Source organism: Bacillus sp. FSL R5-0585, assembly GCF_038004545.1.
GTDB classification, from domain to species: domain Bacteria; phylum Bacillota; class Bacilli; order Bacillales; family Bacillaceae_G; genus Bacillus_A; species Bacillus_A cereus.
In genome coordinates this window covers 2,386,987-2,409,245 of the sequence record NZ_JBBORJ010000001.1, presented here as the reverse complement: position 1 = coordinate 2,409,245, position 22,259 = coordinate 2,386,987, and the positions used below count along the sequence as shown (strand labels likewise).

Below are 22,259 nucleotides of genomic sequence, written 5' to 3'. Positions count from 1 at the left end.
TTAAGAATAAATAACTTGTTTTAACATATAAAGTGCGACACCCCATATGATGAGACCAGAAAATTTATTTAATAATAAAATTGTCTTTCCGGTTGAGTCTAGTCTTTTTAGAAATTTCCCCGCTAAAGCTAAGCTTATAAACCAAATCCAAGAAACGATAATAGTTGCAAGTGTGAAAGCCCACTTTTCACTTCCTATGTATTGAATAGAATTTGTTCCAATTACACCGATTGTGTCTAAAATAGCATGTGGATTTAATAACGAAACTGATGCTGCGAAAAGGATTTGCTTTTTTAAGGGCATACTTTTTTCTTGTGTTACATCGTTGGAAGGGCTACTTCTCCAAATAACAAAGCCCATGTATAGGAGAAAGAAAAATCCAATTATATATAATGAGTTAGTTAGCCAAGAAAAAGTAAGGAGTATAAGGGAGACACCTTGCACTGCAATCAATATGAGTAACGTATCACATATAGAGGCAGTTAATACTACAGGGGCTGCCCTCCAAATGTTTGGTTGGCTCGCACCTTGGTTAAAGACAAAAACATTTTGTACACCTAATGGAATGATAAGTCCAAATGCAAGAATGATACCATGAATAATTGCTTCACTCATCATATTACCTCCTATTTTAATTCATTATGATAGTGTATATTGTATAGAAGAAATGAAAATTTGTATCCATCCATATGGTTGGGGAGGTTACCAACCAAAAAGAATATAAGGTGATATGATGGAAAGATTCGTTTGGAAACCGGATATGTCTCTAGCGACGCCGCTGTATAAACAAATAGAAACGTATATAAAAGAAAAGATCGTTAATGGAGAATGGACCGTTGGAACGAAATTACCTTCACAAAGAGATTTGGCCCATACATTTGGTGTGAATCGAAGCACAATTGTAATGGCTTTCGATGAACTAGTTGCAAAGGGATACATTGAAGGGAATGGCAGGAAAGGAACAATTGTTGTAAATAATAATGAGAATGTTTCAACTTACGCACCCCCGCCTAATTGGCAGTCTTATGTAGAAACAGGACTTCATTATCCGAATCTCCCAGCTATTCAAGAGATTAATCAAGCTGAATTTTACCCACATGTAATTCGGTTAGGAACAGGTGAGCTCGCGCCGAGTCTCTTACCTGAGAAAAAGATGAAAGAAATTATGAATAACCTTTTAAAGTCAAATGTGACGCTTGGGTATGAAGAGCCGAAAGGAAATCTTTATTTAAGGGAAAAGATTTCCGAATACTTAAAGGAGCATGGCGTATATGTATCTACTGACTCTATATTAATTGTTTCAGGAGCAATTCAAGCGCTGCAACTTATTTCTATGGGGCTTCTTTCGAAAGGGGCATCAATCTTATTAGAGAAACCATCCTATTTATATTCGCTTAATGTTTTTCAATCAGCAGGAGTACGTTTAATTGGAATCCCAATGGATGAAAGCGGGTTACATACATCATATATTAAGAAATATAAGAAGCAATTTAATGCCTCTATTTTATATACAATCCCGTCTTTTCATAATCCAACGAACTTTAGTATGAATGCGAAGAAACGAATAGAAGTGATGGAAATATGTAATGAAATTGGATTACCTATTATAGAGGACGCAGTGTATCAAGACTTATGGTTTGATGCACCTAGTTCGAAACCTTTAAAAGCCTATGATAAAAATGGAATCGTACTACATATTGGAAGCATGTCCAAAGTAATTAGTCCAGGGTTAAGAATTGGATGGATTGTTGGACCTGAGCCAGTAATTCAAAGATTGTCAGACATAAAAATGCAAACAGATTATGGTTCAAGCACTATATCCCAGCAAATTGCAGCAGAGTGGTTTACAAATGGTCTATATGATGAGCATTTGCGCTTTGTAAGAAGTGAATTGAAAAAACGAAGAGATTTTATGTTACTAATGTTAGATAAATATCTTCGTGAAATAGCAACTTGGCATGAACCAACAGGGGGATTTTATATATGGGTACATATAAAAGTAACCATTTCATATCGCAGTTTATTTGATAAAGCTCTGCAAGAAAAGGTTTTATTAAACCCAGGTACTTTATATGATAGAAGTGCAAATCAATTTTTGCGCCTATCGTATTCATACGCAACGTTAGAAGAAATTGAAATAGGTATAAAAAAACTTGCACAACTAATGAAAAAGTAAGAGGAGAAAGTAATGAAACAATATGTAATTTGCCAAATGATCAATGGAGAAAAATATTTAGCTGCTTATGCGGAGACGAAGCAAGAAGCGATTGAAAAAGCAGAACTGTTAGGATTAAGAACGGGAAATCGTTACATAGTTATTACTGCAGAGGAAACCGAAGGGTTAACGTATCCTTAAACAATGTACGAGATTATATAATAATAAATAAGTCTAGTAATATAAGAAATTACTAGACTTATTTATTATTAAGTTGTTAAACGTTCTCGTATTTATACGCAAAGTAATAATATTATGAGTCAAGTTGACGAAAAAATCGATTTGTCTTTCGGTCTTGATTTCCTTTTCTATATTCATCGATATATTGCCTAAAGTTCCAAGCTTGTAAAAATTTATTAGCAGAGTTATAACCAGAATTGTAAAGCCATTCTTTTTCTTCCTTTGTCAGTTCAAAATTAGTACTTGTAATCGTTCCTGTTGGAATTGTAATCGTTCTTGCTTTTGATTCCTTATCTAAATGACGTAAATCATGAGCTTGCATCATTGTTTTAAATAGTCCTTTGAACATGGAAATAGGCTCGTTATAGTGAGCAGGATCAGCTTGAATCTCATCTTTTACAAAATGAAATCCGAAAGTCGGCCAGCGAGGAGTGGTAGGTGAATCGAAGATCCAAATTGGATAATTACTTAGAATTCCTCCATCAACCATATAACAAGGCTGCTTCCATTTTGGAGTTCTCCATTTTACGGGTTCAAAGAAGAAGGGGATTGTACTACTCATTCTTACCGCTTTAGCGATAGAGAAGCGATAATTTAAAAATCCGTAGTTTGGTAAGTCGTCAGGAAAGACAACCATTTTACCATTACTAATATCAGAAGCGATGATTTTGAGTTTGTTTAGATCCGGTAAATCAGTAAATAAATGAACACCTTTTTTTCGAAGTAATTCTTCAATCCATTCTTCTATAAATACATTAGAGTATATACCTAGAGTAGTCCATGCACTTAGTCCTTTTCCGATAAAGGGGATTTTGTCAATAAAGGTTTTCTTCGTAAATTTGTTATAATCGATATCAGTTATAATCGTTTTTAGCTCTGAACAAGAATATCCTGCCGCTACAAGTGCCGCGATAATTGCACCAGCTGATGTTCCAGCTACACGTTCCCATTCATAACCTTTTTCGGCTAATGCGCAAATTGCTCCAACATGTGCAATACCGCGTACACCGCCTCCTTCAAAAACACCATCGATCTTCATTAAACATACTTCCTTTCAAATAAAAGATTTGGAAATGGCAAAAAAGCACGTATTGTACGTGCTTTTTTACAATGGTTTTTAAGTTTACTAGCAGCCTATAAAGCCGCCCCAACAGCTAGCTCCGATGATGATTAGAAGGATGAATAAAACGATTAATAAAGCGAAACCTCCGTAACCACAACCACCACAGCTACCGCCGTAACCGTAACCGCCGCAACTATATCCGTAACCCATGTGGAATTCCTCCTTATATTAAAAATAAAAATGAACGAGGGGAAAATGTACTGGAAGAACTAAAGAACTATCGTGTTTGTAGGAACAATGTATAGTATGCTTTTTTAAACTTGTTCGCGTACGAAGGATAAGCCCGTTTTTGGGAGGCTTGTTGATTTTGTAAAGAATGAAGTATAATCTTTGTACTATGATATAAATAAGTATGTAAATGTAAGGAGAATTTATGAATAAAAAAATTGAAGTATTAATTGATAAATATGAACTAACACACTTGAAAGAAGAACTTATTAATACTGTATTTCCTTGTATAAAAGTTGTGCCAAAGCAGCAGGGAACTGTTGCGATAGGTAGTTCGAAAATGGGAGGAGTTCCTGATCTACCAGCTTTATTTGAATATCCAAAGCATAAAGGAAATCCACTACAATTTATCGCGCAATTTAACTTAAGTGATTTACAAAACGTTGGTATGAATCACAATCTTCCTAAGACGGGGATACTGTATTTCTTTTGCATTGAAAATTATTTTGAAGAAAATGTGAATCTAACAGAAGCTGGGCGTGTACTTTATTATGATGTTCCTGTAGAGCAATTACGAAGAGAAAATGAAATACAAGCGAAATATAACCAGTGTGCAATTACTTTTGAACTGACATACAAATTACCAGAACTTTTCATTGAAGATGAGGCTGATTCAGATCGTTTCTTGCAATTACTTGAAGAGCTAATTCCAGATAACTACGATAACCATCAAATGTTTGGTGAGCCATTCTCTGTACAAGAAGAAGTGTTATATGAGACAGGAGAATATATGGGAGTAGACCCGCAGCAAATGACTCTTTTATTCCAAATTGATTCAGATCATAAAAATTGTAATATGGTTTGGGGAGAACTAGGGATGCTATATTTCTGTATTAGTAATGAAGATTTGAAAAATCAACGTTTTGAAAATACATGCTGTGTATTACAAACATGCTAATGAAAAAAGGTTGTTCTTTTAAAAAGAACAACCTTTTTATGTGAATTAGTTAATATGCATAATCTCATATGACCTATACGAAAAAGTATTGTATACTCTGAAACTATACGATACTTTTTCGTATAGTTATAGAATATAAGGAGTGACAAGATGGGAAAGACAAGTAAGTATGTGACAGCTGCCGCACTTTGTTCAACTATAGTAATGGGAGGCTTGCAAGCGTCATCTGTATCTTATGCAGCTACAAATCCGACTACAGTGACAGCACAATCAGATGTAAAGTTATTAGATGATTTCAGAAAAGAATTAAAAAAACAGATTGATAATCGAGAAGAAAATATTACAATCACATATAAAACAAAAGATAGAAATGCTAGAAATATTATGGATCAATTGTATGGTGAGTTTAATAAAATTGTAGATGCTGATGAGTACGTAAAATATAATGTAGCGTCTACTAGATATTCTATTAAAGGAATGCCAGGGGACTATACGTTTACACTGCAAGTAAAATACCGTGAATCAAAAGAACAAACTCAATATGTAAAAGCTCAGGCGAAATCAATTGTTGGATCAATTGTAAAACCAGGGATGGATGAGCATGAGAAAGTAAAAGCTATTCACGATTACGTTGTTAAGCATGTGTCTTATGATACGTCTTATCAAGCGTATACAGCATATGAAGCATTAGCGAATCGTTCTGCCGTTTGCCAAGGATATACATTATTAACGTATGAGTTGTTAAAAGAGGCAGGTATTCAAAACCATATTGTAACAGGCACAGGAAACGGACAAGCTCACGCGTGGAATTTAGTGAACATTGAAAACAAATGGTATCACCTAGATACTACATTTGATGATCCAGTACCAGATAAAGCAGGGCGTGTAACTTACTCATATTTTAACATGTCTGACGAACAGTTAAGTAAAGATCACGACTGGGATCGTAGTAAATATCCAGCAGCAACTACAAGTTATTTTGGTGAATTAACAAACAAAATAAAAGCTGGTAGCTCAAAAACTGTCGTATATGAGCAGATGTTAAAAGAAACAAATTTACAATACTTATCTGCAGAATACGGAGCAGAAAATTATAATGAATTTAAGCAAAAGTTGCAGCAACAGTTTGCAGCCAAACCAGAAAAAGTAGAAGTGCGATATAAGCAGTCCATGGATGGGACGATGCAAGATATAAAGAAAGTATTAAATGAAATAAATTGGCCAAAAGGTGCAAAGCGTGTGTCTTATCAAGTAGCGCCTTATAGTGCATTGGCGGGTTATTCATTAGCGACAATTACATTTACGTATTAAGCAATGGGAAAAAGCACCTGTAAAAGGTGCTTTTTTTATTTATTGATTGATTACTTTTGAATATTAAGAATTATGTGATAAAATAAAAGGATAAGGATGTGAATGTGGAATGAACTTGTTCGAAAGCGATATTTTTACATTGATATATACTTGTTTAGTAATCGGACTTATCGTTTTGTTTTTCATATCATTTACTTTGTTTATTAGAAGAGTATTACAAAGCAGTGCTGCAAAGAAACACCACGTGATTAATATGAACCAGAAGCTAGATCGAATCATTGAATTGCTTGAAAAAGATAAGAAATAGCGATAGAAGAGGTATGAAAAGGGGAATGAGAATGGCGAATTATATAAAAGAATTACGTGAAAAAGTAGGACATGATTATGTTTTCTTAAACTTTGCCGGTGGTTGTGTATTTAATAAAGAAGGAGAAGTATTACTGCAAAAAAGAGGAGACTTTAACGCTTGGGGCTTTCCAGGTGGTGCAATGGAGATAGGAGAATCAGCTGCGGAAACTGCAATCCGGGAAATAAAAGAAGAAACCGGGTATGATGTAGAAATAAATGAGCTTATTGGAGTGTATACAAAATATTTTCAATCATATCCAAATGGAGACAAGGCCCAGTCAATTGTGATGTTCTTTTCATTCTCAATAGTTGGAGGTGACAAAAAAGTAGATGGTGATGAAACGTTGGATTTGAAGTTTTTCCCGTTAGACGACATGCCACCGTTATTTTGTAAACAACATGAAGATTGCCTGCAAGATTTATTGGAGAAAAGAGTAGGGGTATATCGTTAACATATAAAAAAGAAGCTAAATGAAGATTAGCTTCTTTTTTATGTTTAATTTATTTCCACCAATCATCAAACATTGACGCTGGTACTTGTCTTTTATGCTCACTCACTGTGTAACGTTTTTCAATTTTCTCTGCAACGTCAGCTGGAACTGCTTTACCTTCTAAATAATCATCTAATTGATCATAAGTAATACCTAACTCTGTTTCATCAGCTTGACCTGGTTTTTCATCTAATAAATCAGCTGTTGGCATTTTTAAGTACAGTCGCTCGTCTGCGCCTAACTCTTGTAATAATGCACGTCCTTGGCGCTTCGTTAATCCCGTTAATGGTAATAAATCTGCACCACCATCTCCGAATTTTGTAAAGAACCCTGTTACAGCTTCTGCAGCGTGATCTGTTCCGATAACAAGTAGCCCTTTTTGTCCACCAATTGCATATTGAGTAACCATACGGATACGTGCTTTCACGTTACCTTTATTGAAATCTGTTAATGATTCACCCAATAAGTTTTCATATTGATTTGAAAAAGCATCAACAGTTGAAGCAATATCAAATGCAACAGATTGATCTGCTTGAATGAATTGTAATGCTAATTGTGCATCATCTTCATCTTTTTGTACTTTATAAGGAAGACGCACGGCGATAAACGTTGCATTACCACCTTCGTTACGAATTTCTTCAACTGCAAGTTGTGCTAAGCGTCCTGCTAATGTAGAGTCTTGTCCGCCGCTAATACCAAGTACAAATCCTTTTGCACCTGTTTTTTTTACATAATCCTTTAGGAAATCAACTCGTTTACGAATTTCAACTTTTGGATCAATTACAGGCTGAACATGTAATGCTTTCATAATCTGTTCTTGTAATGTCATTATGTTTTCCTCCTATTCATATTAAAGCGGTAAATAAGTTTATATGTATAATGGTACATACTTCTATCCTTTATTATTTCGCAAAACTAACGAATATACAATAGGATGTGTGTATGAATATGAATGTAGTCATTATAAATAAAGTGCTACGTATAAGCAATTTTTTTAAACCTTTCAAAAATGTAAGGTTTTTGTCATTTGAATCGATGGAAGGTATTTCCGCACTTTACTAATATAAAAACATAGATAGTAGAAGGGCGGAGAAGTAATATGAACATTAGAGAACTAGCATATCGGAATGTAACCCGAAATAGACGGACATACTCAGCCTATTTTTTGAGTAGTGCATTTGCAATTATGGCCTTTTTTGTGTATTCATTTTTTGCGTTTCATCCGGCATTAAGTGCAGGAGAATTAGGTCAGTACGTATTCGTAAGTATGTCTTTTGCACAGTCTATTATTTACTTATTTACATTCTTCTTTATTTTATATTCGATGGGAATGTTTTTAAAAACGAGAAAGCGTGAACTAGGAATTTTAATGATGCTAGGTATGACGAAATATCAATTAAAGCGTCTGATCTTTTTTGAAAATATTATGATTGGAATAGGGGCAATTATTTTTGGTATTCTTTCAGGTATGTTATTTTCAGGGGTATTACTATTTGTCGCTCCGATGATATTGAAACTAGATATCTCCTTATCCTATTACATACCGATGAAAGCAATTGTTGTAACGGGTATTATGTTTTTTATTTTATTTATGATCATATCATTGTTTAGTGCAGGAATGATTCGTAAAAATAAGATTATGAAGTTGTTTAGAGGATCAGCAGAGGCGAAACCGGAACCGAAAGCATCAATCATTTCTTCAATATTAGCAGTAGTATTGCTTAGTGCTGGCTATGTAGGAGCTCTTCTATCACATGGAGCAATGGTATTTATTATGATGATTCCTGTTACAACGGTAGTTATTATCGGGACGTATTTGTTGTACAAGCAGCTGAGTGTCTTTATTATTCGATTATGTAAAAAAAGTAAACGTTTCTATTGGACACAGACTAATATTATTACGTTATCAGATTTAGCGTATCGTATGAGAGATAACGCAAGAATGTTCTTTATTGTAACCATTATTTCTACTGTAGCATTTTCCGCAATAGGGACATTAGTAGGCTTCGCATCCATGACGAAAGGTATAATGGAGAGACCAATTGCGTTTCATTACCATTCTAAGCAAGGGAATAGTAACGAATCACAACATATACAAATGATTGACAAAGGATTAAAGAAACATAATATAGCAGCTTCAAAAACTAATATTTCGACAAAGAAAACGGAGGAACAGTCGTTAAGAAGCGCCACTTTTATAAAAGAATCAGATTATAAGGAATATGCAAAGTTAACAGAAGAACCATTTAATACTGTAGCAAATAAAGAGGTTGTATTTTTGTCAGCTGATATACCAGGGCCAGCGATGAAAGAAAGAAAAGAAATTACTTTACCCAATATGAATGAAAGTTTAAAGGTGAAAAAAGTTACTTCATCTTCATTGGGGAAAATATTAAGAGGAAATGTTTATGTAATCTCTAATAATCAATATGATTCATTACAAGATGGATTTATAGAGACAAAAGATTATATGTATAAAACTGAAAGAACGAAAGATGAGATTGAAATTGGTAAAGAGCTTACGCATCAAATTAAACCGTATCAAGAACAGTCAACGTTTAGTGCGGAAGAGTACGAACAAAACCAAAGTTTACAAATTGCAGGACCGATTTTATTTGTAGGTTTCTTTATTGGTATAGTATTTTTCGTTTGCGCAGGAAGTTTCCTTTACTTCCGTTTATTCTCCGATTTGGAGGATGATGTTCGCTTGTTCGAAATGATTCGAAAAGTTGGATTGACGAGTAGGGAATTATCGAAGGTAGTTACAATTCGATTGGCGCTTTTATTCTTCGTTCCAATTGGTGTTGCAACATTACATGGGGCAGTAGCCTTAACGGCGTTAGGGCAAATGTTTGAGTACTCATTGTTTAAAGAAAATACAGTTGTATTAAGTATTTTCATAGGTATTCAAGTTGTATACTTCTTACTTATAAGATCCCGTTATGTAAAACAATTGAAAGAGAGATTACGTATGCATTAAATGTGTTTTTTTAACTCGAGTACAAAATTTTCTAAAAAGAGGCAAGTATTGCCAAAAAGTGATAAAATGGAAAAAGCGAGGTGAAAAAAATTAATAGAGAGAAAGGGGGGAGAAATATGAAAGCAACAGGAGTTATTCGAAAAGTAGACGAATTAGGACGAATTGTTATCCCTAAAGAATTACGCGATGTATTGGGAATACAAATCAAATCACCGCTTGAAATTTTTGTAGAAGCAGATAAAATCATTTTACAAAAATATCAACCTTACAATGCTTGCCAAATCACAGGTGATGTTTCAGAGCAGAACATATCATTAGCAAATGGAAATATTACTGTTGGGATAGAGGGAGCGGAATATTTAGTAAAAGAAATAGAAAAGTTTTTAAACAAGAGTGAGGTTTAGTCTTAATTTATATTATTTTTCAAATTACATATCATTCTTTTAAAAGACTGTAAGAGGACCATTAATTGGTCCTTTTATTTTGGTTATTAGTTGAATGACCCAGGCTGTTATTTCCTATAAATCATAGGGGAAATACAAAAGTAGTATAGAGTTAGTAAATGATGTTGAGAAATATTTGAAAAGAAGGAAAACAAAAAGAATAAAACGAATGTTACATTTACACGTATTCAAAAGTGGTCTGAAATGAAAATAATACATTTTCAGGAGGGATTACGATGAGTAGTACAGTGAATAAACAAAAAGGTATACAATTGATTCCATTTATCGTAAATAAGGTTGTAGAACAAGTAAATGAAATTCCACCAGGTGTACAACTGATTCACGCTCCACAAGTATGGGAAAAGAGTGTGAAGGGGCAAGATGTAGTCGTTGCCGTATTAGATACAGGGTGTGATACTAATCATATAGATTTAAAAGATCGTATTATCGGCGGAAGAAATTTCACAAAAGATTATGAAGCTGATCCAAATGTGTATCTTGATAATAACGGACATGGTACTCATGTCGCGGGGACGATTGCAGCAACTGAAAATGGTGTCGGTGTATTAGGAGTTGCACCGCTTGCTAAAATGTTAGTATTAAAAGTTTTAGCGGGAGATGGTTCTGGAAGTTACGAGCAAATTATTGAGGCAATTCATTATGCTGTAAATTGGAGAGGGCCGAATCAAGAGAAAGTGAGAATTATTTCAATGTCACTTGGTGGTCCGCAAGATGTTCCAGAATTACATGAAGCAATTCAAAAGGCGGTAAAGCAGGATGTTCTCGTTGTATGTGCTGCTGGGAATAATGGAGATTGTAATGATAATACAGAGGAACTAGATTACCCAGGTGCTTACTCGGAAGTAATTGAAGTCGGCGCTGTCAATTTAGAACGGAAAATCACATGTTTTAGTAATTCAAATCAAGAAATTGATCTAGTAGCGCCAGGTGATGAAATATTATCTACGTATCCAGATGGGAAATATGCAGTGTTAAGTGGAACTTCCATGGCGACGCCGCATGTTGCTGGAGCGCTTGCCTTGCTCATTAAACAGTGTGAGAAAGAATACGGTCGAAAGTTATCAGAGCCGGAAATATATGCACAACTTATTAAAAGAACTGTACCTTTAGGGTATGAACGTACATCCGAAGGTAATGGATTATTAGATTTATTAAAAGAATAGCCATATTAAAAAAACATCTCATATGAATATGAGATGTTTTTTTAATATGGCTCTGTCGCATGTAATACAACTTGTAATAAACCTGGGAATCTAGCATTTAAATCTTCTTCACGAATTGAAATGAAACGTTGTGTTCCTTCAAGGCGCGTGTACATAACACCTGACTCACGTAAAACTTTGAAATGGTGAGATAAAGTTGATTTTGCAACAGGGATGTTTAAAGCACCACAAGATTGTTCATTTTTCTCTAGTAACATATTTACAATTTGTAAACGAATTTGATCGCTAAGTGCATATAAGACAGAAGAAAATTGAATTTCTTCTCGATTTGGATGATAGAGTGTACGCATATTTCACCTACTTGTATAAGTTAAGATATTTGCACTATAACATATAAAGTGGTATATTTCTATTGTTCGAATATGTTCGAACAATAGAAATATAGGGGGAGAAAAAATGAAGTATACAAAATTGCAAAAGGCAGGATTAAATATTTCAAAGTTGGGTTTAGGTACAAATGCAGTAGGGGGACATAATTTATATGCTGATGTGAATGAAGAAGAAGGAAAGCGATTAGTAGAAGAAGCTATTCAGCAAGGGATTACATTTTTTGATACAGCAGATTCATATGGTTTCGGTAGATCAGAGGAATTAGTAGGAGAAGTATTAAAGGGAAAACGTCATGAGTTTATACTTGCTACAAAAGGTGGAATTCAACCGTTGTTAAATGGAGAAACTTATATTAACAATGAACCAAGTTATTTAAGGAATGCTGTGGAAAATAGCTTAAGAAGATTACAGACTGAATATATTGATTTATATTATTTACACTTTACAAATCCTGAAACAAGTTACATAGATTCAATCGGAGAGCTTACTCATTTAAAAGAAGAAGGGAAAATTCGTTCAATTGGAATATCGAACGTAAACATAGAACAATTAAAAGAGGCGAATCAACATGGTCATATAGATGTTGTACAATCTCCATACAATATGTTAGAACGTACAGCTGAGGAAGAACTGTTGCCGTATTGTATAGAAGCGGGTATTTCATTTATTCCATATGGGCCTCTTGCTTTTGGAATATTAGGCGGAAAATATACAGAAGATTTTAAATTAAATGAAGTCGATTGGCGTCAAAATGTAAATCTATTTGAAGAAAATACATATAAGAGTAATTTTAAGAAAGTGAATAAGTTAAAAGGGCTAGCTAAAGAAAATGATATTGAAGTGTCTCATTTAGCGTTAGCATGGTTATTAAATAAAGAAGGAATTGATACTGTTATACCTGGTGGAAAGCGGGCAGAGCAGGTAAGAGAAAGTGTGAAAGCGGTAGACGTTGCATTGAATGAAAGAGTCATGAAAGAAATCCAATCTATTTTAGAAGATTAGTTAAACAGAGGGAGAGTACCCTCTGTTTATATAAGGAGAAGGTCTAAATGAACAGAGTACTAGCTGTATTTTTTATGATAATGTTTATGATCGGTACAGATACTTTCTTAATTTCACCACTGTTGCCGACATTGCAACAGGTGTATCATGTTTCAACTGAGTTGTCAGGATGGATGGTGAGTTCGTATGCTTTAGGGTATGCTGGATTTGCGCTTATTGCTGGTCCTATATCAGATGGATTAAACAGAAAAAAAGTGATGGTACTAGGTATGAGTTTTTTTGCAATAAGTACGTTTTTGTGTGGAATTGCACCGAGTTTTTTATGGATGCTAACATTTAGATTTTTAGCAGGTGTAAGTGCAGCTTTTGTATCTCCACAAGTGTGGGCATCTATTCCGCTCCTTATAGAGAAGAAGCAAATTGTGAAAGCAATTGGGGTTGCAACAGCAGGGTTATCAATCTCTCAAATTTTAGGGCTGCCACTGGGAGCTTATTTAGCAACGATACATTATACAATCCCATTCTATTTCATTGGTATATTATCAGCACTACTTGTCATTCTTATTTATGTTGTATTACCAGAAATACAGTCGGTTCATATAGGTGGAAATAAAAAAGCGATTTTACAGCGTTATAAACAATTACTTACAGATTCAAAGGTTTCACTTTCTTATTTTGCATACTTTGTTTTTCAAACCGGAAATTTTGCTGCATTTTCATTTTTTGGTGTATGGCTTTCCATTCAATTTGGCTTACAAGTTCATGAAGTAGGTACAGCTATGCTCGTATTAGGGTTAGGAAATTTAACTGGTAATATTTTTGGTCCTAGAATCGTAAATAAAATTGGTTATAACCTTTCTTTCTATGGTGGAATTATATTTACAGCAGTGCTATATGTATTACTTCCACATGTAAAGAACATTGTATTGGTGGAGTTATCGTTCTTTGCTTTGTTTTTTTGGACAGGAATTTTGTTTGTATTAATGATGAGGCACTTACAAAACATATCTAGTGCAGCAAGAGGAACAGGAGCCGCGCTTGCAAATGCTTCTATGTATATTGGTCAAATGATTGGTGCGGCAATAGCAGGAATGTTATTTGCAGTATCTCACAATTTTATACTTATAGGTAGTTTTACTGCGTTACTATATATAGGAGCTTTATTTTTGTTTAGAAAAAGTGAAAAACTTACTGAAAATAGTGAAACAGGAATTGCATCATAAAGCTTGTATAAATATTTCGCAAATCAGAATTAATAAGAGTGTGAATACATGAATGTGCTTTTAATTAAAGTAGTTACTAAAAGTATAGAAATAGTAGAAGAAATGTATTGTAACAAAGTTATGAGGAATCAAAAAATAAAAATCCCTATAAAGATAGGGATTTATATATCGGCATATAGTTCCTTGGAAAAGGATATACTTAGTTTAGCATATCGGACTACTTATATTTGTGAAATAGATGTGAAAGTAATGTGAAAAATGCCGAAGGAAAAAACTATTTAAATAGAGGGCAATTTAGATGGGGATATGGATTTTACATAAATGTTGTGTTATATTTCTACTTATCTGTTAATAATTACATATTTTAATTTTATTAGGGATAAAAGGGAGAGGTTTAAATGCAATGGTATTTGAAAGCTCTAAAGAATTATGGGAATTTTAGTGGTAGAGCTACGCGAAAAGAGTACTGGATTTTTAGTTTATCCAATATCGTAATTTTTTGGCTACTGTTATTTTTATCATCATTTTCAGAGGTGTTAGTTGCTATTATTGCGTTGCTATTTATGTTAGTAATGATTATACCAAGTTTTTCGGTTGGTGCACGACGATTACATGATATTGGGAAAACGGGATGGTGGCAACTATTAAATTTTGTACCGTTTGGTAGCGTTGTTTTACTTGTATTTTTTATCATTGAAAGTGAAGAAAATGACAATCAATACGGACCAAATCCGCATTCAGATTTAAAAGAAGCGATTTAATAAACTTATTTAGTTTGTAGTATTACTAGTTCAATTATTTTATCTATTATTAAAATGGTTTGCGTGGGCTAATATTATTAGGTTGATCTTTAGGTCTAGATGACTTTTGAAACTGTAAAAATGGAAAGATAAAGGCGGAGAGAATATAGCATGGAAAGAAAAAAATTCTAAATAAAAAGCACTGTTTTAGCTAATGTAGCTAAAACAGTGCTTTTCTCTTTGATTGAACAGTTGCAGCATTTTCATCATGTATACCTGCATCTTTAATAATTCGTTGTTTTGCTTTATTTAATAGATGGTTTACTGCTTCACCAAAATAGTTAGCTTCGCTTTTTGTGCGGGCTTCTCGTAAACATTTATAGTTTTCTAGCAGTTCCTCTTTTTCGGAGTTTGTTAAGAAATCTTCTATTTTCTTTTTTGTCATACGAAACACCCTTTCTCCTGACAAACGACGCAATAGAAAATATTTATTTCTCATTATAACAATAATTTTAAAAGAAAGTATACACTAACGTCGCAATAATTTGTCAATTTCTTGAATCTTCTCATCAGCTTTCCCAATTTGCGTATTTTTAGCCTGTTCGCCACCAAGAGCTTGATGTAGTAAGAAAGTTTGGCCAGAAATAGCAGTTACAATGGATACTTTTATAATTTCTTTTATCGCGGTGACATCGAATAAAACGAGCCCAAGAAGTGCGGCTAGGCTACCAGTAAAAATATCAGTTAAAAATCCAAAATGAAAAAATGTTTTCAAACGGCGTGGAAGCAATAACTTACCTTGGTTATTGATTAGATGGGAAACGAAGCCGGTAATGCCACCAACGAGAACAGCGGTTAGCCATTGATACATTTCCATCGAATCCACTCCTTTTAGTGAATAAGATTCGATTATTTTATATTGATTCCTTTTAATATTTCATATAAGCATATTGAGAAAGTTTGTTTGGGTATATTTTGTATTCAATTTAATTATAACAGAAAATTTCGAAAGGTTTCAGTCTATTATATGAATCATTTTTACAATAATATGAATGCAGAAAGGGGTGCGTGATATGAAGATAGATTATCGAATAAGAAGTGTAGATGGTTATACAAAAAATATAGGGGAATTAGTAAGCATGCTGGAGCATACGAGAGCTGTAACATTAGGCGAAGTAAAAAATTTATCAGTTGAGCAATTAGATTTAATTATGCAGAGCAGCGGAAATTCAATTGGCGCCTTATTAAAGCATATAGCAGCTATTGAAAAAGTTCATCAGCTTATTTCATTTCAAAATCGTGACTTTACAAAAGAAGAATTAGAAATATGGGAAGATGCACTGTATTTAGGGGAAGCGGGTAGAGCGATCCGTGGTCATGAAATACAGTATTATGTACAACTTCTACAAAGTGTTCGAGAAGAATCTCTGAAGTATTTAAGTGAACAAGGTAATGAGTGGCTCATGTCAGAAAGAAAGTGGCCTAACGGTGTAGTATATAACCAGCACTATCTTTGGTTTCATGTGCTAGAAGATGAAATTAGTCACCGAGGACAAATTAGAATGCTCAAAAACAAGTTGTTTGAAAATTACGTTAAATGATGTAGCTTTTTATAGGAGAATTCCATATAATGAGGGTAATTAAAATAAGAACGGGGTGATGTATTATGGCGAAAATAACTTATATGAATAATAAACCAAATACAAAGGTGGATGGAAAGGGCGAAACGATATAAGTGAGCGCACTATCCTTCCACTTAGCTTACACTAGGGAGGATATCAATTTGAATCAAAATATTTTAGAATCGTATGGCTGGGATTCTTTTTTTGAGGAACAAGCTGTAGAGAACTTTGAAGTAGGGCGTATTTTACTTGAGCATAAGCATATATATCGAATTATTTGTAATGATGGTGAATATATGGCAGAACTGTCTGGGAAGTTTCGGCATGAAGCAGTTACGAAAGGCGATTATCCAGCAGTTGGTGATTGGGTGTATATAAAGAAAATAGAAGATGAAAAGAAAGCGATTATTCATCGTATTTTCCAGCGAAGAAGCTCTTTCTCAAGACAAGAGGCTGGAACAAGAACAGAAGAACAGATTATAGCAGCAAATGTAGATTATTTATTTTTAGTGAATGCACTTAATCATGATTTTAATGTTAGAAGGATGGAACGTTATTTATTATTAGCGTATGAAAGTGGCGCTATGCCAGTTATTGTTTTAACAAAGAGTAGTATATGTAATGATATAGAACAAAAAATTGTAGAAACGGAAGCTATAGCAATTGGTGTTCCTATTTTTGTTGTTGATAGTTTAGAGCATACAGGTATTGATTCGTTGAAACAATTCGTTTCTTCAGGGAAAACAATTGCTTTAGTTGGGTCATCAGGGGTAGGAAAGTCAACTTTGTTAAATGCGCTAATAGGAATTGAGGTAGCAAAAACGGGAGATATACGTGAGGAGGATAGTAGGGGAAGGCATACGACAACGCATCGAGAGTTATTTCAATTGCCAAGTGGCGCTCTCGTAATTGATACTCCCGGTATGAGGGAATTGCAACTTTGGGAAGGAAGCGAAGCGATTCAAACAACATTCTCTGATATTGAAGAACTTGCGACAACATGCCGTTTCCGTGATTGTAAGCATGAGAATGAACCAGGGTGCGCGGTGTATAGTGCAATTGAAAACGGACTTATTACGATAGATCGTTTGAAAAGCTATAAAAAATTACAAAGAGAACTGGCGTATTTTATAAGAAAACAAGATGCAATCCTTGCCAGAGCAGAGCGTGATAAGTGGAAAAAACTTTCTAAACAACATAAAAAAATGTAAAAACCAAAGGGTGCCCCTTTGGTTTTTTCTATTTGTAAATTTTATAATAATATTATTTATATATATAGACAAAGGGAAATTAATTGTTTAAACTTTACAAAGTATTCATCATAATAGGTTATGAAAATAATAATTAGGGATTGGGAAATATTCATAATTAACTCAATTTAACTTTTAAATTTGAAAATTAGGAGGTTCATAATGGGTAAACTATTAAATTTGTTTCGTGATATGAAAGTAGCAAAAAAGCTATTAATTTCATTCTTTGTAATTTTAATTGCGGCTGTGTCTATTATCGGAGGCATGTCTTATCAAACAGCCAAAAAGAATTTTGAATCGCAAATTAAGAGTAGTGCCAACGACAATATAAAAATACTGGATAATTTAATCAATCAAATGATTGATGCAAAATTTAATGATGTGAATAATTTTGCACGGGTGATTCAGGGGAATATGTATCAAGGAGATAATCAGGATGAATTAAGAAAAATGTTATCTCAATATATAAATTTAAATAAAGATATTGAACAAGTATATGTTGCCGGAAATGATAAAAAATTTGTACAAGAACCAAATATACAAATGGCAGCAGACTATGATCCAACAGAGCGTTCTTGGTATAAAGATGCGGTTGCAAAACAAGGTGGTATTGTTGTTACTGAGCCATATAAGGCAAAAGGAAATGGACATATTGTCGTAACAATCGCAAAACAAACAGAAGATAAAAATGGAGTTGTTGCGCTAGATTTAAGTTTAGATAATTTATTAAAAACATCAAAGTTAATTAATATTGGTAAAAAAGGATATGCCTTCATTTTAGATGGAAAGCAAAAAATAATTGCTCATCCACAAGAAAAATCAGGGGAAAAAGCGGCTGATTCTTGGGCAAAGAAAATTTATGAAGATAATCACGGTGCTTTTTCATATTCTTATGGCGGTAGTGAAAAGAATATGGTATTTGCTACAAATGTAAAAACAGGTTGGAAAATTGGTGGGACGATGTACTCAAGTGAAGTAATTGAAGCTGCTCAACCTGTATTTTATAATATGTTAATTGTTATGCTTATCTCATTAGTAGTAGGCGGGGCACTTATTTATTTTGTAACACTTTCAATTACGAAGCCTTTAAAGAGATTAGTTGTTACCTCTAAAGAAATAAGCGAAGGGGATTTAACGCAAACAATTGAAATTCATTCTAATGATGAAATCGGCCAACTTGCTAAAGGCTTTAATGAGATGACGAATTCGTTACGGACGTTAATTGGAAGAATTAACGATTCAGCTGGGCATGTTGCAGCGGCATCAGAAGAGCTAACTGCAAGTGTAAGGCAAGCGAGTGAAGCGACTGAGCAAATCACAATCGCAATGGATGAAATATCAAGTGGGGCAACGACGCAAACAACAAGCGTAGAAAATGGCGCTATGTTACTGTTTGATGTAACGGAAGGAATTCAACATGTAGCAAATAGTTCATCATCTATTAATACGGCTTCTGCACATACTCGTGAAAAAGCAGAAGATGGTGGGAAACTAGTAGGAAGAACAGTAAACCAGATGCAGTCTATTGCAGAATCGGTTTCACAATCAGATGCAGTTATACAATTACTAAATAATAAATCAAAACAAATTGGTGATATTTTAGAAGTAATTCAAAATATTGCAGATCAAACAAACCTTCTAGCTCTAAATGCGGCGATTGAAGCCGCAAGAGCCGGTGAGCATGGAAGAGGTTTCGCAATTGTTGCAGATGAAGTGCGTAAATTGGCAGAGCAGTCTAGCGTATCTTCTAGTGAAATTAGTAAATTAATATGTGAAATACAAGATGATATGGGTAAGACAGTCAAATCTATGAATCATGTAAATGAGGAAGTTCAATCTGGACTTGTTATCGCAAATGAAACGAAGCAAAACTTTGCTGAAATCTTACAATCTACAAATGAAATAGCTAATCAAATTAAGACGATGGTTGAAACGGCTAATGGAATGTCAAAAGGGGCAAATGAAGTATCTATTTCGGTAGGACAAATTGCAATGACAGCACAAAATAATGCGACAAGCACACAAAATGTTGCGGCTTCAGCTGAAGAACAGCTAGCTTCGATGGAGGAAATTGGATCTGCAGCAGGCACGTTATCTCAAATGGCTGAAGAGTTGCAAGGACTAATTGACAGATTTAAAGTTTAATAGAGAACAGACTATCCCCTAGTAGCATTATGCCAATAGAGGGTAGTCTGTTTTATTGTGTAAAATCAAATGGAGATGTAAACTTCCTTTATGACGTTTAAAATGGTATTTTGCATAATGTTTGTCGAAAAATAGAGGTATTTGTTAGCTTTGTGTATAATTATTAACGTATAGAATACAAATAAAAGGAGAGTATTATGGGAGTGTATTGGGGGACAAAAAGACATTCTTGGCTTAGTTACGTCTCATTTTGGCTAAGTATTTCATTTTTTATTGTTTTTCTAATTGAAGTGTTTATATTAAAAACACTTTCGAATAGCTCGGTGCAAATTGTTAAATATTTTTATTTTATATTTGTACCAGTAAATATTTTTCTTAGTTTAAAGTTACTATTTAAGAAGAATGAAAAGAAAGCGTTACCTATTTTTAGTTTCATTGTCTCATTATTATTTGCAATTTTAATAATCGTATTAGTTTTAGCAGCTATAGGGAAGGTCTTTTGAGGGGAGTGGTATAAGTCACTCTCCTTTTTTATTTGTGGTAGTCTTACTATATATAAAAGTGTGAATGCTGTGAACTAATAAAAGCAGAGAGTAGACAATATTTGCATGGATTAAAGTCTGTCGTTATTTGAACTTGTAAGAGTGTATGGAGTAATGAGGTAATATACATAATAATGGAGATAGAATTAGTTATTTTATAAGTATGTATGAAGCAAATGAATACGGTAAGAACGTTGATATATGGTACAATAGCTATGGATAGTGATAGAGATAAAGGGTATATAAAATACTCATCGTTTTTTAGTAAGAGAGGGGTTATCTTATGCTATACGAGGATTTGGAGACATTATTTCAAACAGCTCCGAAAGAAGATAGAGGCGGATGGAAATATATAATCCAAGAACAAAATAATACATTTAAAATTGTTGATGAAATACTGAAAAATCAAATGAGTGTCGAATTATATTTTAATGAATACGATGAGGTGAAAATCACTTTATATAAAGATGGAATTCCCATTACGACTATGCAAAGAATTGCGATTTCAAAAGTTGAATTAGACGAAGATGAAGAAGGTATTCACTTTGTTTTAGAGCGCATGCCTAGTCGAATGATTCGGTTGCAGTTAAAGCCATATTTAGCATTAGAAATGGGACCGTATTGGGAAGTATGTGATGATTGTGAATGAGCATAAAAAAGCATCCAATAACATGGATGCTTTTTTATGTTTTTTGAAGTTGTTTAAACGCAATGATTGGCAGTATAACAATACTTACCCATCCGATGATAGGATATAGAATGTGAAGTAAGTCACTGTAACCGATGTAGCTAAAGCAATAACTAATTAGTAAAATGAAGAAAATAATATTGTTATTTTTCCACCCAGTAATAGATTGCATCTGTTTTGTCATTCCGAACACATTACCAACTAAAGTTGTGAAAACTTCACCGAAAATAATGAGAACGAAAAAGAAGTGAAAAGTTGCATTAAATCTTCTTATGACTTCAGCCATTGGGATGTTATATTGGTAAAATTGATCGACTGATAAGATTGCTAAATGGCTGCATAATAAAATTAAAGAAAGTCCAGCACCACCTAAAATCCCACCCCAAAAAATAGCTTTTCGATCCTTTACTTCACTGGCTAATGGGACGAGAACACTTTGGGCGAGAGAAAGATTTAAGGCGACATATGTAATAGGGCTAGTAATCCATTTCATATTCCAGCTCTCTGCAGGAATAGTGTTGTTAATAGGAGTTGTACCGTGAAAAAAGGTTGTAATAGCAAGTCCGATAATAAAAATCATCATAATAGGTACGACAAGTGTATTTACTTCAAAAACACCTTGTAATCCGCGGCTACTTATAATGAGACAAGCGATAACTGTAATAAGAATACCGAGTTGTCTTGGTAAGCGAAGTTGCTCTTCAAATACTGCACCAGCCCCTGATAACATAACGCTCGTTACGCCGAATAAAACGAGTAATAATAATGTGTTTACAACATTCCCAAATACATCCCCAAATAAATATTTGTTAAATTCTTGCGCTGAAAATGCCCCGATTTGTGATGAAAGTAACATCATCTTTGTGCCAAGCCAAATAAAAAAAAATCCACTTACACATATGCCAATTGTCCCGTATAATCCATTCACTGTGAAAAATTCAACAATTTCTCGTCCAGTAGCAAATCCAGCTCCAACGACAGTTCCGATATAAGTAGCGGCTACTTTCTTTGCTACTTGCCATTGTTGATTGTCCATGTTATCCCTCTTTCTACTATGATGAGCTTGATGTACTATTATGCATATGTATGAGCTTGGACAATTAGACGTATGAAGTGTTTGAAAAAATACATGAATTTAATGATATTAGGGAAGCATTAAAGGTGTTAAAACTTTGTTACATATAAGCCAATTGTTCGAAAGGAAAGGGAATGTATGGTAAAATGTAATTAGGTTATTAAAAGATAAACATTACAAA

The 22,259-nt window shown here is 33.9% G+C and carries 26 protein-coding genes and 1 pseudogene; 19 read left to right on the top strand and 8 right to left on the bottom strand.

The window, feature by feature from the left end; genetic code table 11:
• Positions 1 to 615, bottom strand: a complete 615-nt coding sequence (locus tag MKY38_RS12345) for a LysE/ArgO family amino acid transporter (protein ID WP_065223539.1) — start codon at positions 613 to 615, stop codon at positions 1 to 3.
• A gap of 118 nt (positions 616 to 733) precedes the next feature.
• Between MKY38_RS12345 and MKY38_RS12340 the strand changes: the two genes are divergently transcribed.
• Together MKY38_RS12340 and MKY38_RS12335 are read left to right on the top strand one after the other, a co-directional pair.
• Positions 734 to 2,176 carry an aminotransferase-like domain-containing protein gene (locus MKY38_RS12340; protein ID WP_341049112.1) on the top strand — a complete coding sequence of 481 codons (1,443 nt, stop codon included), beginning with the start codon at positions 734 to 736 and terminating at the stop codon, positions 2,174 to 2,176.
• 12 nt (positions 2,177 to 2,188) lie between these two features.
• A complete protein-coding gene (locus tag MKY38_RS12335; RefSeq protein ID WP_069604009.1) occupies positions 2,189 to 2,356 on the top strand; it encodes a DUF3933 family protein in 168 nt (55 codons plus the stop codon).
• Positions 2,357 to 2,468: 112 nt separating this feature from the next.
• Here the strand turns inward: MKY38_RS12335 and MKY38_RS12330 are convergent, their stop codons facing one another.
• Together MKY38_RS12330 and MKY38_RS12325 are read right to left on the bottom strand one after the other, a co-directional pair.
• Positions 2,469 to 3,434, bottom strand: a complete 966-nt coding sequence (locus tag MKY38_RS12330) for a patatin-like phospholipase family protein (RefSeq protein WP_000686794.1) — start codon at positions 3,432 to 3,434, stop codon at positions 2,469 to 2,471.
• Positions 3,435 to 3,521: 87 nt separating this feature from the next.
• Positions 3,522 to 3,668: a YjcZ family sporulation protein gene (locus MKY38_RS12325; RefSeq protein WP_341049111.1), complete on the bottom strand. Its 147-nt coding sequence runs from the start codon at positions 3,666 to 3,668 to the stop codon at positions 3,522 to 3,524.
• A gap of 223 nt (positions 3,669 to 3,891) precedes the next feature.
• Here MKY38_RS12325 and MKY38_RS12320 point away from each other — a divergent pair, with 223 nt between their 5' ends.
• The 4 genes from MKY38_RS12320 (at position 3,892) to MKY38_RS12305 (ending at position 6,755) form a co-directional block, all read left to right on the top strand.
• The gene (locus MKY38_RS12320) at positions 3,892 to 4,644 is read left to right on the top strand and encodes a YwqG family protein (RefSeq protein WP_069604269.1); all 753 of its coding nucleotides are present in this window, start codon (positions 3,892 to 3,894) and stop codon (positions 4,642 to 4,644) included.
• Positions 4,645 to 4,794: 150 nt separating this feature from the next.
• Positions 4,795 to 5,955: a transglutaminase domain-containing protein gene (locus MKY38_RS12315; RefSeq protein ID WP_000520862.1), complete on the top strand. Its 1,161-nt coding sequence runs from the start codon at positions 4,795 to 4,797 to the stop codon at positions 5,953 to 5,955.
• A 109-nt stretch (positions 5,956 to 6,064) separates the two neighbouring features.
• Positions 6,065 to 6,262, top strand: coding sequence for a DUF4083 domain-containing protein (locus MKY38_RS12310; protein WP_001048091.1), 198 nt, complete (start codon positions 6,065 to 6,067; stop codon positions 6,260 to 6,262).
• A gap of 31 nt (positions 6,263 to 6,293) precedes the next feature.
• On the top strand, positions 6,294 to 6,755 hold the full coding sequence (locus MKY38_RS12305; RefSeq protein ID WP_000024999.1) for an NUDIX hydrolase: 462 nt from the start codon (positions 6,294 to 6,296) through the stop codon (positions 6,753 to 6,755).
• A gap of 49 nt (positions 6,756 to 6,804) precedes the next feature.
• Here MKY38_RS12305 and nadE read toward each other — a convergent pair whose 3' ends face one another.
• Positions 6,805 to 7,623 carry an ammonia-dependent NAD(+) synthetase gene (gene nadE, locus MKY38_RS12300; RefSeq protein ID WP_000174901.1) on the bottom strand — a complete coding sequence of 273 codons (819 nt, stop codon included), beginning with the start codon at positions 7,621 to 7,623 and terminating at the stop codon, positions 6,805 to 6,807.
• A gap of 270 nt (positions 7,624 to 7,893) precedes the next feature.
• On the opposite strand from nadE, the gene MKY38_RS12295 reads away from it, so the two are divergent.
• The 3 genes from MKY38_RS12295 to MKY38_RS12285 all read left to right on the top strand — a co-directional run bounded on the left by MKY38_RS12295 (position 7,894) and on the right by MKY38_RS12285 (position 11,401).
• Positions 7,894 to 9,774: an ABC transporter permease gene (locus MKY38_RS12295; RefSeq protein ID WP_049107625.1), complete on the top strand. Its 1,881-nt coding sequence runs from the start codon at positions 7,894 to 7,896 to the stop codon at positions 9,772 to 9,774.
• A 116-nt stretch (positions 9,775 to 9,890) separates the two neighbouring features.
• Entirely contained in the window at positions 9,891 to 10,178 is a 288-nt protein-coding gene (locus MKY38_RS12290; RefSeq protein WP_000648324.1) for an AbrB/MazE/SpoVT family DNA-binding domain-containing protein, read from the top strand.
• A gap of 275 nt (positions 10,179 to 10,453) precedes the next feature.
• On the top strand, positions 10,454 to 11,401 hold the full coding sequence (locus MKY38_RS12285; RefSeq protein ID WP_000099746.1) for a serine protease: 948 nt from the start codon (positions 10,454 to 10,456) through the stop codon (positions 11,399 to 11,401).
• Between the two features lie 41 nt (positions 11,402 to 11,442).
• Here MKY38_RS12285 and MKY38_RS12280 read toward each other — a convergent pair whose 3' ends face one another.
• The gene (locus MKY38_RS12280) at positions 11,443 to 11,751 is read right to left on the bottom strand and encodes an ArsR/SmtB family transcription factor (RefSeq protein ID WP_001259906.1); all 309 of its coding nucleotides are present in this window, start codon (positions 11,749 to 11,751) and stop codon (positions 11,443 to 11,445) included.
• 106 nt (positions 11,752 to 11,857) lie between these two features.
• On the opposite strand from MKY38_RS12280, the gene MKY38_RS12275 reads away from it, so the two are divergent.
• The 4 genes from MKY38_RS12275 to MKY38_RS12260 all read left to right on the top strand — a co-directional run bounded on the left by MKY38_RS12275 (position 11,858) and on the right by MKY38_RS12260 (position 14,777).
• Positions 11,858 to 12,793: an aldo/keto reductase gene (locus tag MKY38_RS12275; RefSeq protein WP_000877965.1), complete on the top strand. Its 936-nt coding sequence runs from the start codon at positions 11,858 to 11,860 to the stop codon at positions 12,791 to 12,793.
• Between the two features lie 47 nt (positions 12,794 to 12,840).
• Entirely contained in the window at positions 12,841 to 14,016 is a 1,176-nt protein-coding gene (locus MKY38_RS12270; RefSeq protein ID WP_001082492.1) for an MFS transporter, read from the top strand.
• A 48-nt stretch (positions 14,017 to 14,064) separates the two neighbouring features.
• On the top strand, positions 14,065 to 14,271 hold the full coding sequence (locus tag MKY38_RS12265; protein WP_001101741.1) for a hypothetical protein: 207 nt from the start codon (positions 14,065 to 14,067) through the stop codon (positions 14,269 to 14,271).
• 143 nt (positions 14,272 to 14,414) lie between these two features.
• Positions 14,415 to 14,777 (top strand): DUF805 domain-containing protein, encoded by a 363-nt coding sequence (locus MKY38_RS12260; RefSeq protein WP_001198796.1) that lies wholly within the window; start codon positions 14,415 to 14,417, stop codon positions 14,775 to 14,777.
• A 199-nt stretch (positions 14,778 to 14,976) separates the two neighbouring features.
• Here MKY38_RS12260 and MKY38_RS12255 read toward each other — a convergent pair whose 3' ends face one another.
• Together MKY38_RS12255 and MKY38_RS12250 are read right to left on the bottom strand one after the other, a co-directional pair.
• On the bottom strand, positions 14,977 to 15,201 hold the full coding sequence (locus MKY38_RS12255) for a hypothetical protein (RefSeq protein ID WP_000162602.1): 225 nt from the start codon (positions 15,199 to 15,201) through the stop codon (positions 14,977 to 14,979).
• Positions 15,202 to 15,285: 84 nt separating this feature from the next.
• Positions 15,286 to 15,633 carry a DUF4257 domain-containing protein gene (locus tag MKY38_RS12250; RefSeq protein ID WP_000426317.1) on the bottom strand — a complete coding sequence of 116 codons (348 nt, stop codon included), beginning with the start codon at positions 15,631 to 15,633 and terminating at the stop codon, positions 15,286 to 15,288.
• A gap of 196 nt (positions 15,634 to 15,829) precedes the next feature.
• On the opposite strand from MKY38_RS12250, the gene MKY38_RS12245 reads away from it, so the two are divergent.
• The 6 genes and pseudogenes from MKY38_RS12245 (at position 15,830) to MKY38_RS12225 (ending at position 20,964) form a co-directional block, all read left to right on the top strand.
• The gene (locus MKY38_RS12245; protein WP_000687337.1) at positions 15,830 to 16,357 is read left to right on the top strand and encodes a DinB family protein; all 528 of its coding nucleotides are present in this window, start codon (positions 15,830 to 15,832) and stop codon (positions 16,355 to 16,357) included.
• 182 nt (positions 16,358 to 16,539) lie between these two features.
• The gene (rsgA, locus tag MKY38_RS12240; protein WP_001073088.1) at positions 16,540 to 17,589 is read left to right on the top strand and encodes a ribosome small subunit-dependent GTPase A; all 1,050 of its coding nucleotides are present in this window, start codon (positions 16,540 to 16,542) and stop codon (positions 17,587 to 17,589) included.
• A 201-nt stretch (positions 17,590 to 17,790) separates the two neighbouring features.
• Positions 17,791 to 18,831 (top strand): annotated as a pseudogene (locus MKY38_RS29315) (HAMP domain-containing protein); the annotation flags it as partial.
• On the top strand, positions 18,826 to 19,773 hold the full coding sequence (locus MKY38_RS29310; protein ID WP_406566133.1) for a methyl-accepting chemotaxis protein: 948 nt from the start codon (positions 18,826 to 18,828) through the stop codon (positions 19,771 to 19,773). The pseudogene MKY38_RS29315 and the gene MKY38_RS29310, both read left to right, overlap by 6 nt.
• Before the next feature lie 197 nt (positions 19,774 to 19,970).
• Positions 19,971 to 20,276: a hypothetical protein gene (locus tag MKY38_RS12230; RefSeq protein ID WP_000539569.1), complete on the top strand. Its 306-nt coding sequence runs from the start codon at positions 19,971 to 19,973 to the stop codon at positions 20,274 to 20,276.
• Between the two features lie 322 nt (positions 20,277 to 20,598).
• The gene (locus MKY38_RS12225; protein ID WP_000965067.1) at positions 20,599 to 20,964 is read left to right on the top strand and encodes a DUF3979 family protein; all 366 of its coding nucleotides are present in this window, start codon (positions 20,599 to 20,601) and stop codon (positions 20,962 to 20,964) included.
• A 34-nt stretch (positions 20,965 to 20,998) separates the two neighbouring features.
• Here the strand turns inward: MKY38_RS12225 and MKY38_RS12220 are convergent, their stop codons facing one another.
• Positions 20,999 to 22,039 carry a YkvI family membrane protein gene (locus MKY38_RS12220; RefSeq protein WP_000370210.1) on the bottom strand — a complete coding sequence of 347 codons (1,041 nt, stop codon included), beginning with the start codon at positions 22,037 to 22,039 and terminating at the stop codon, positions 20,999 to 21,001.
• Positions 22,040 to 22,259: the final 220 nt, after the last annotated feature.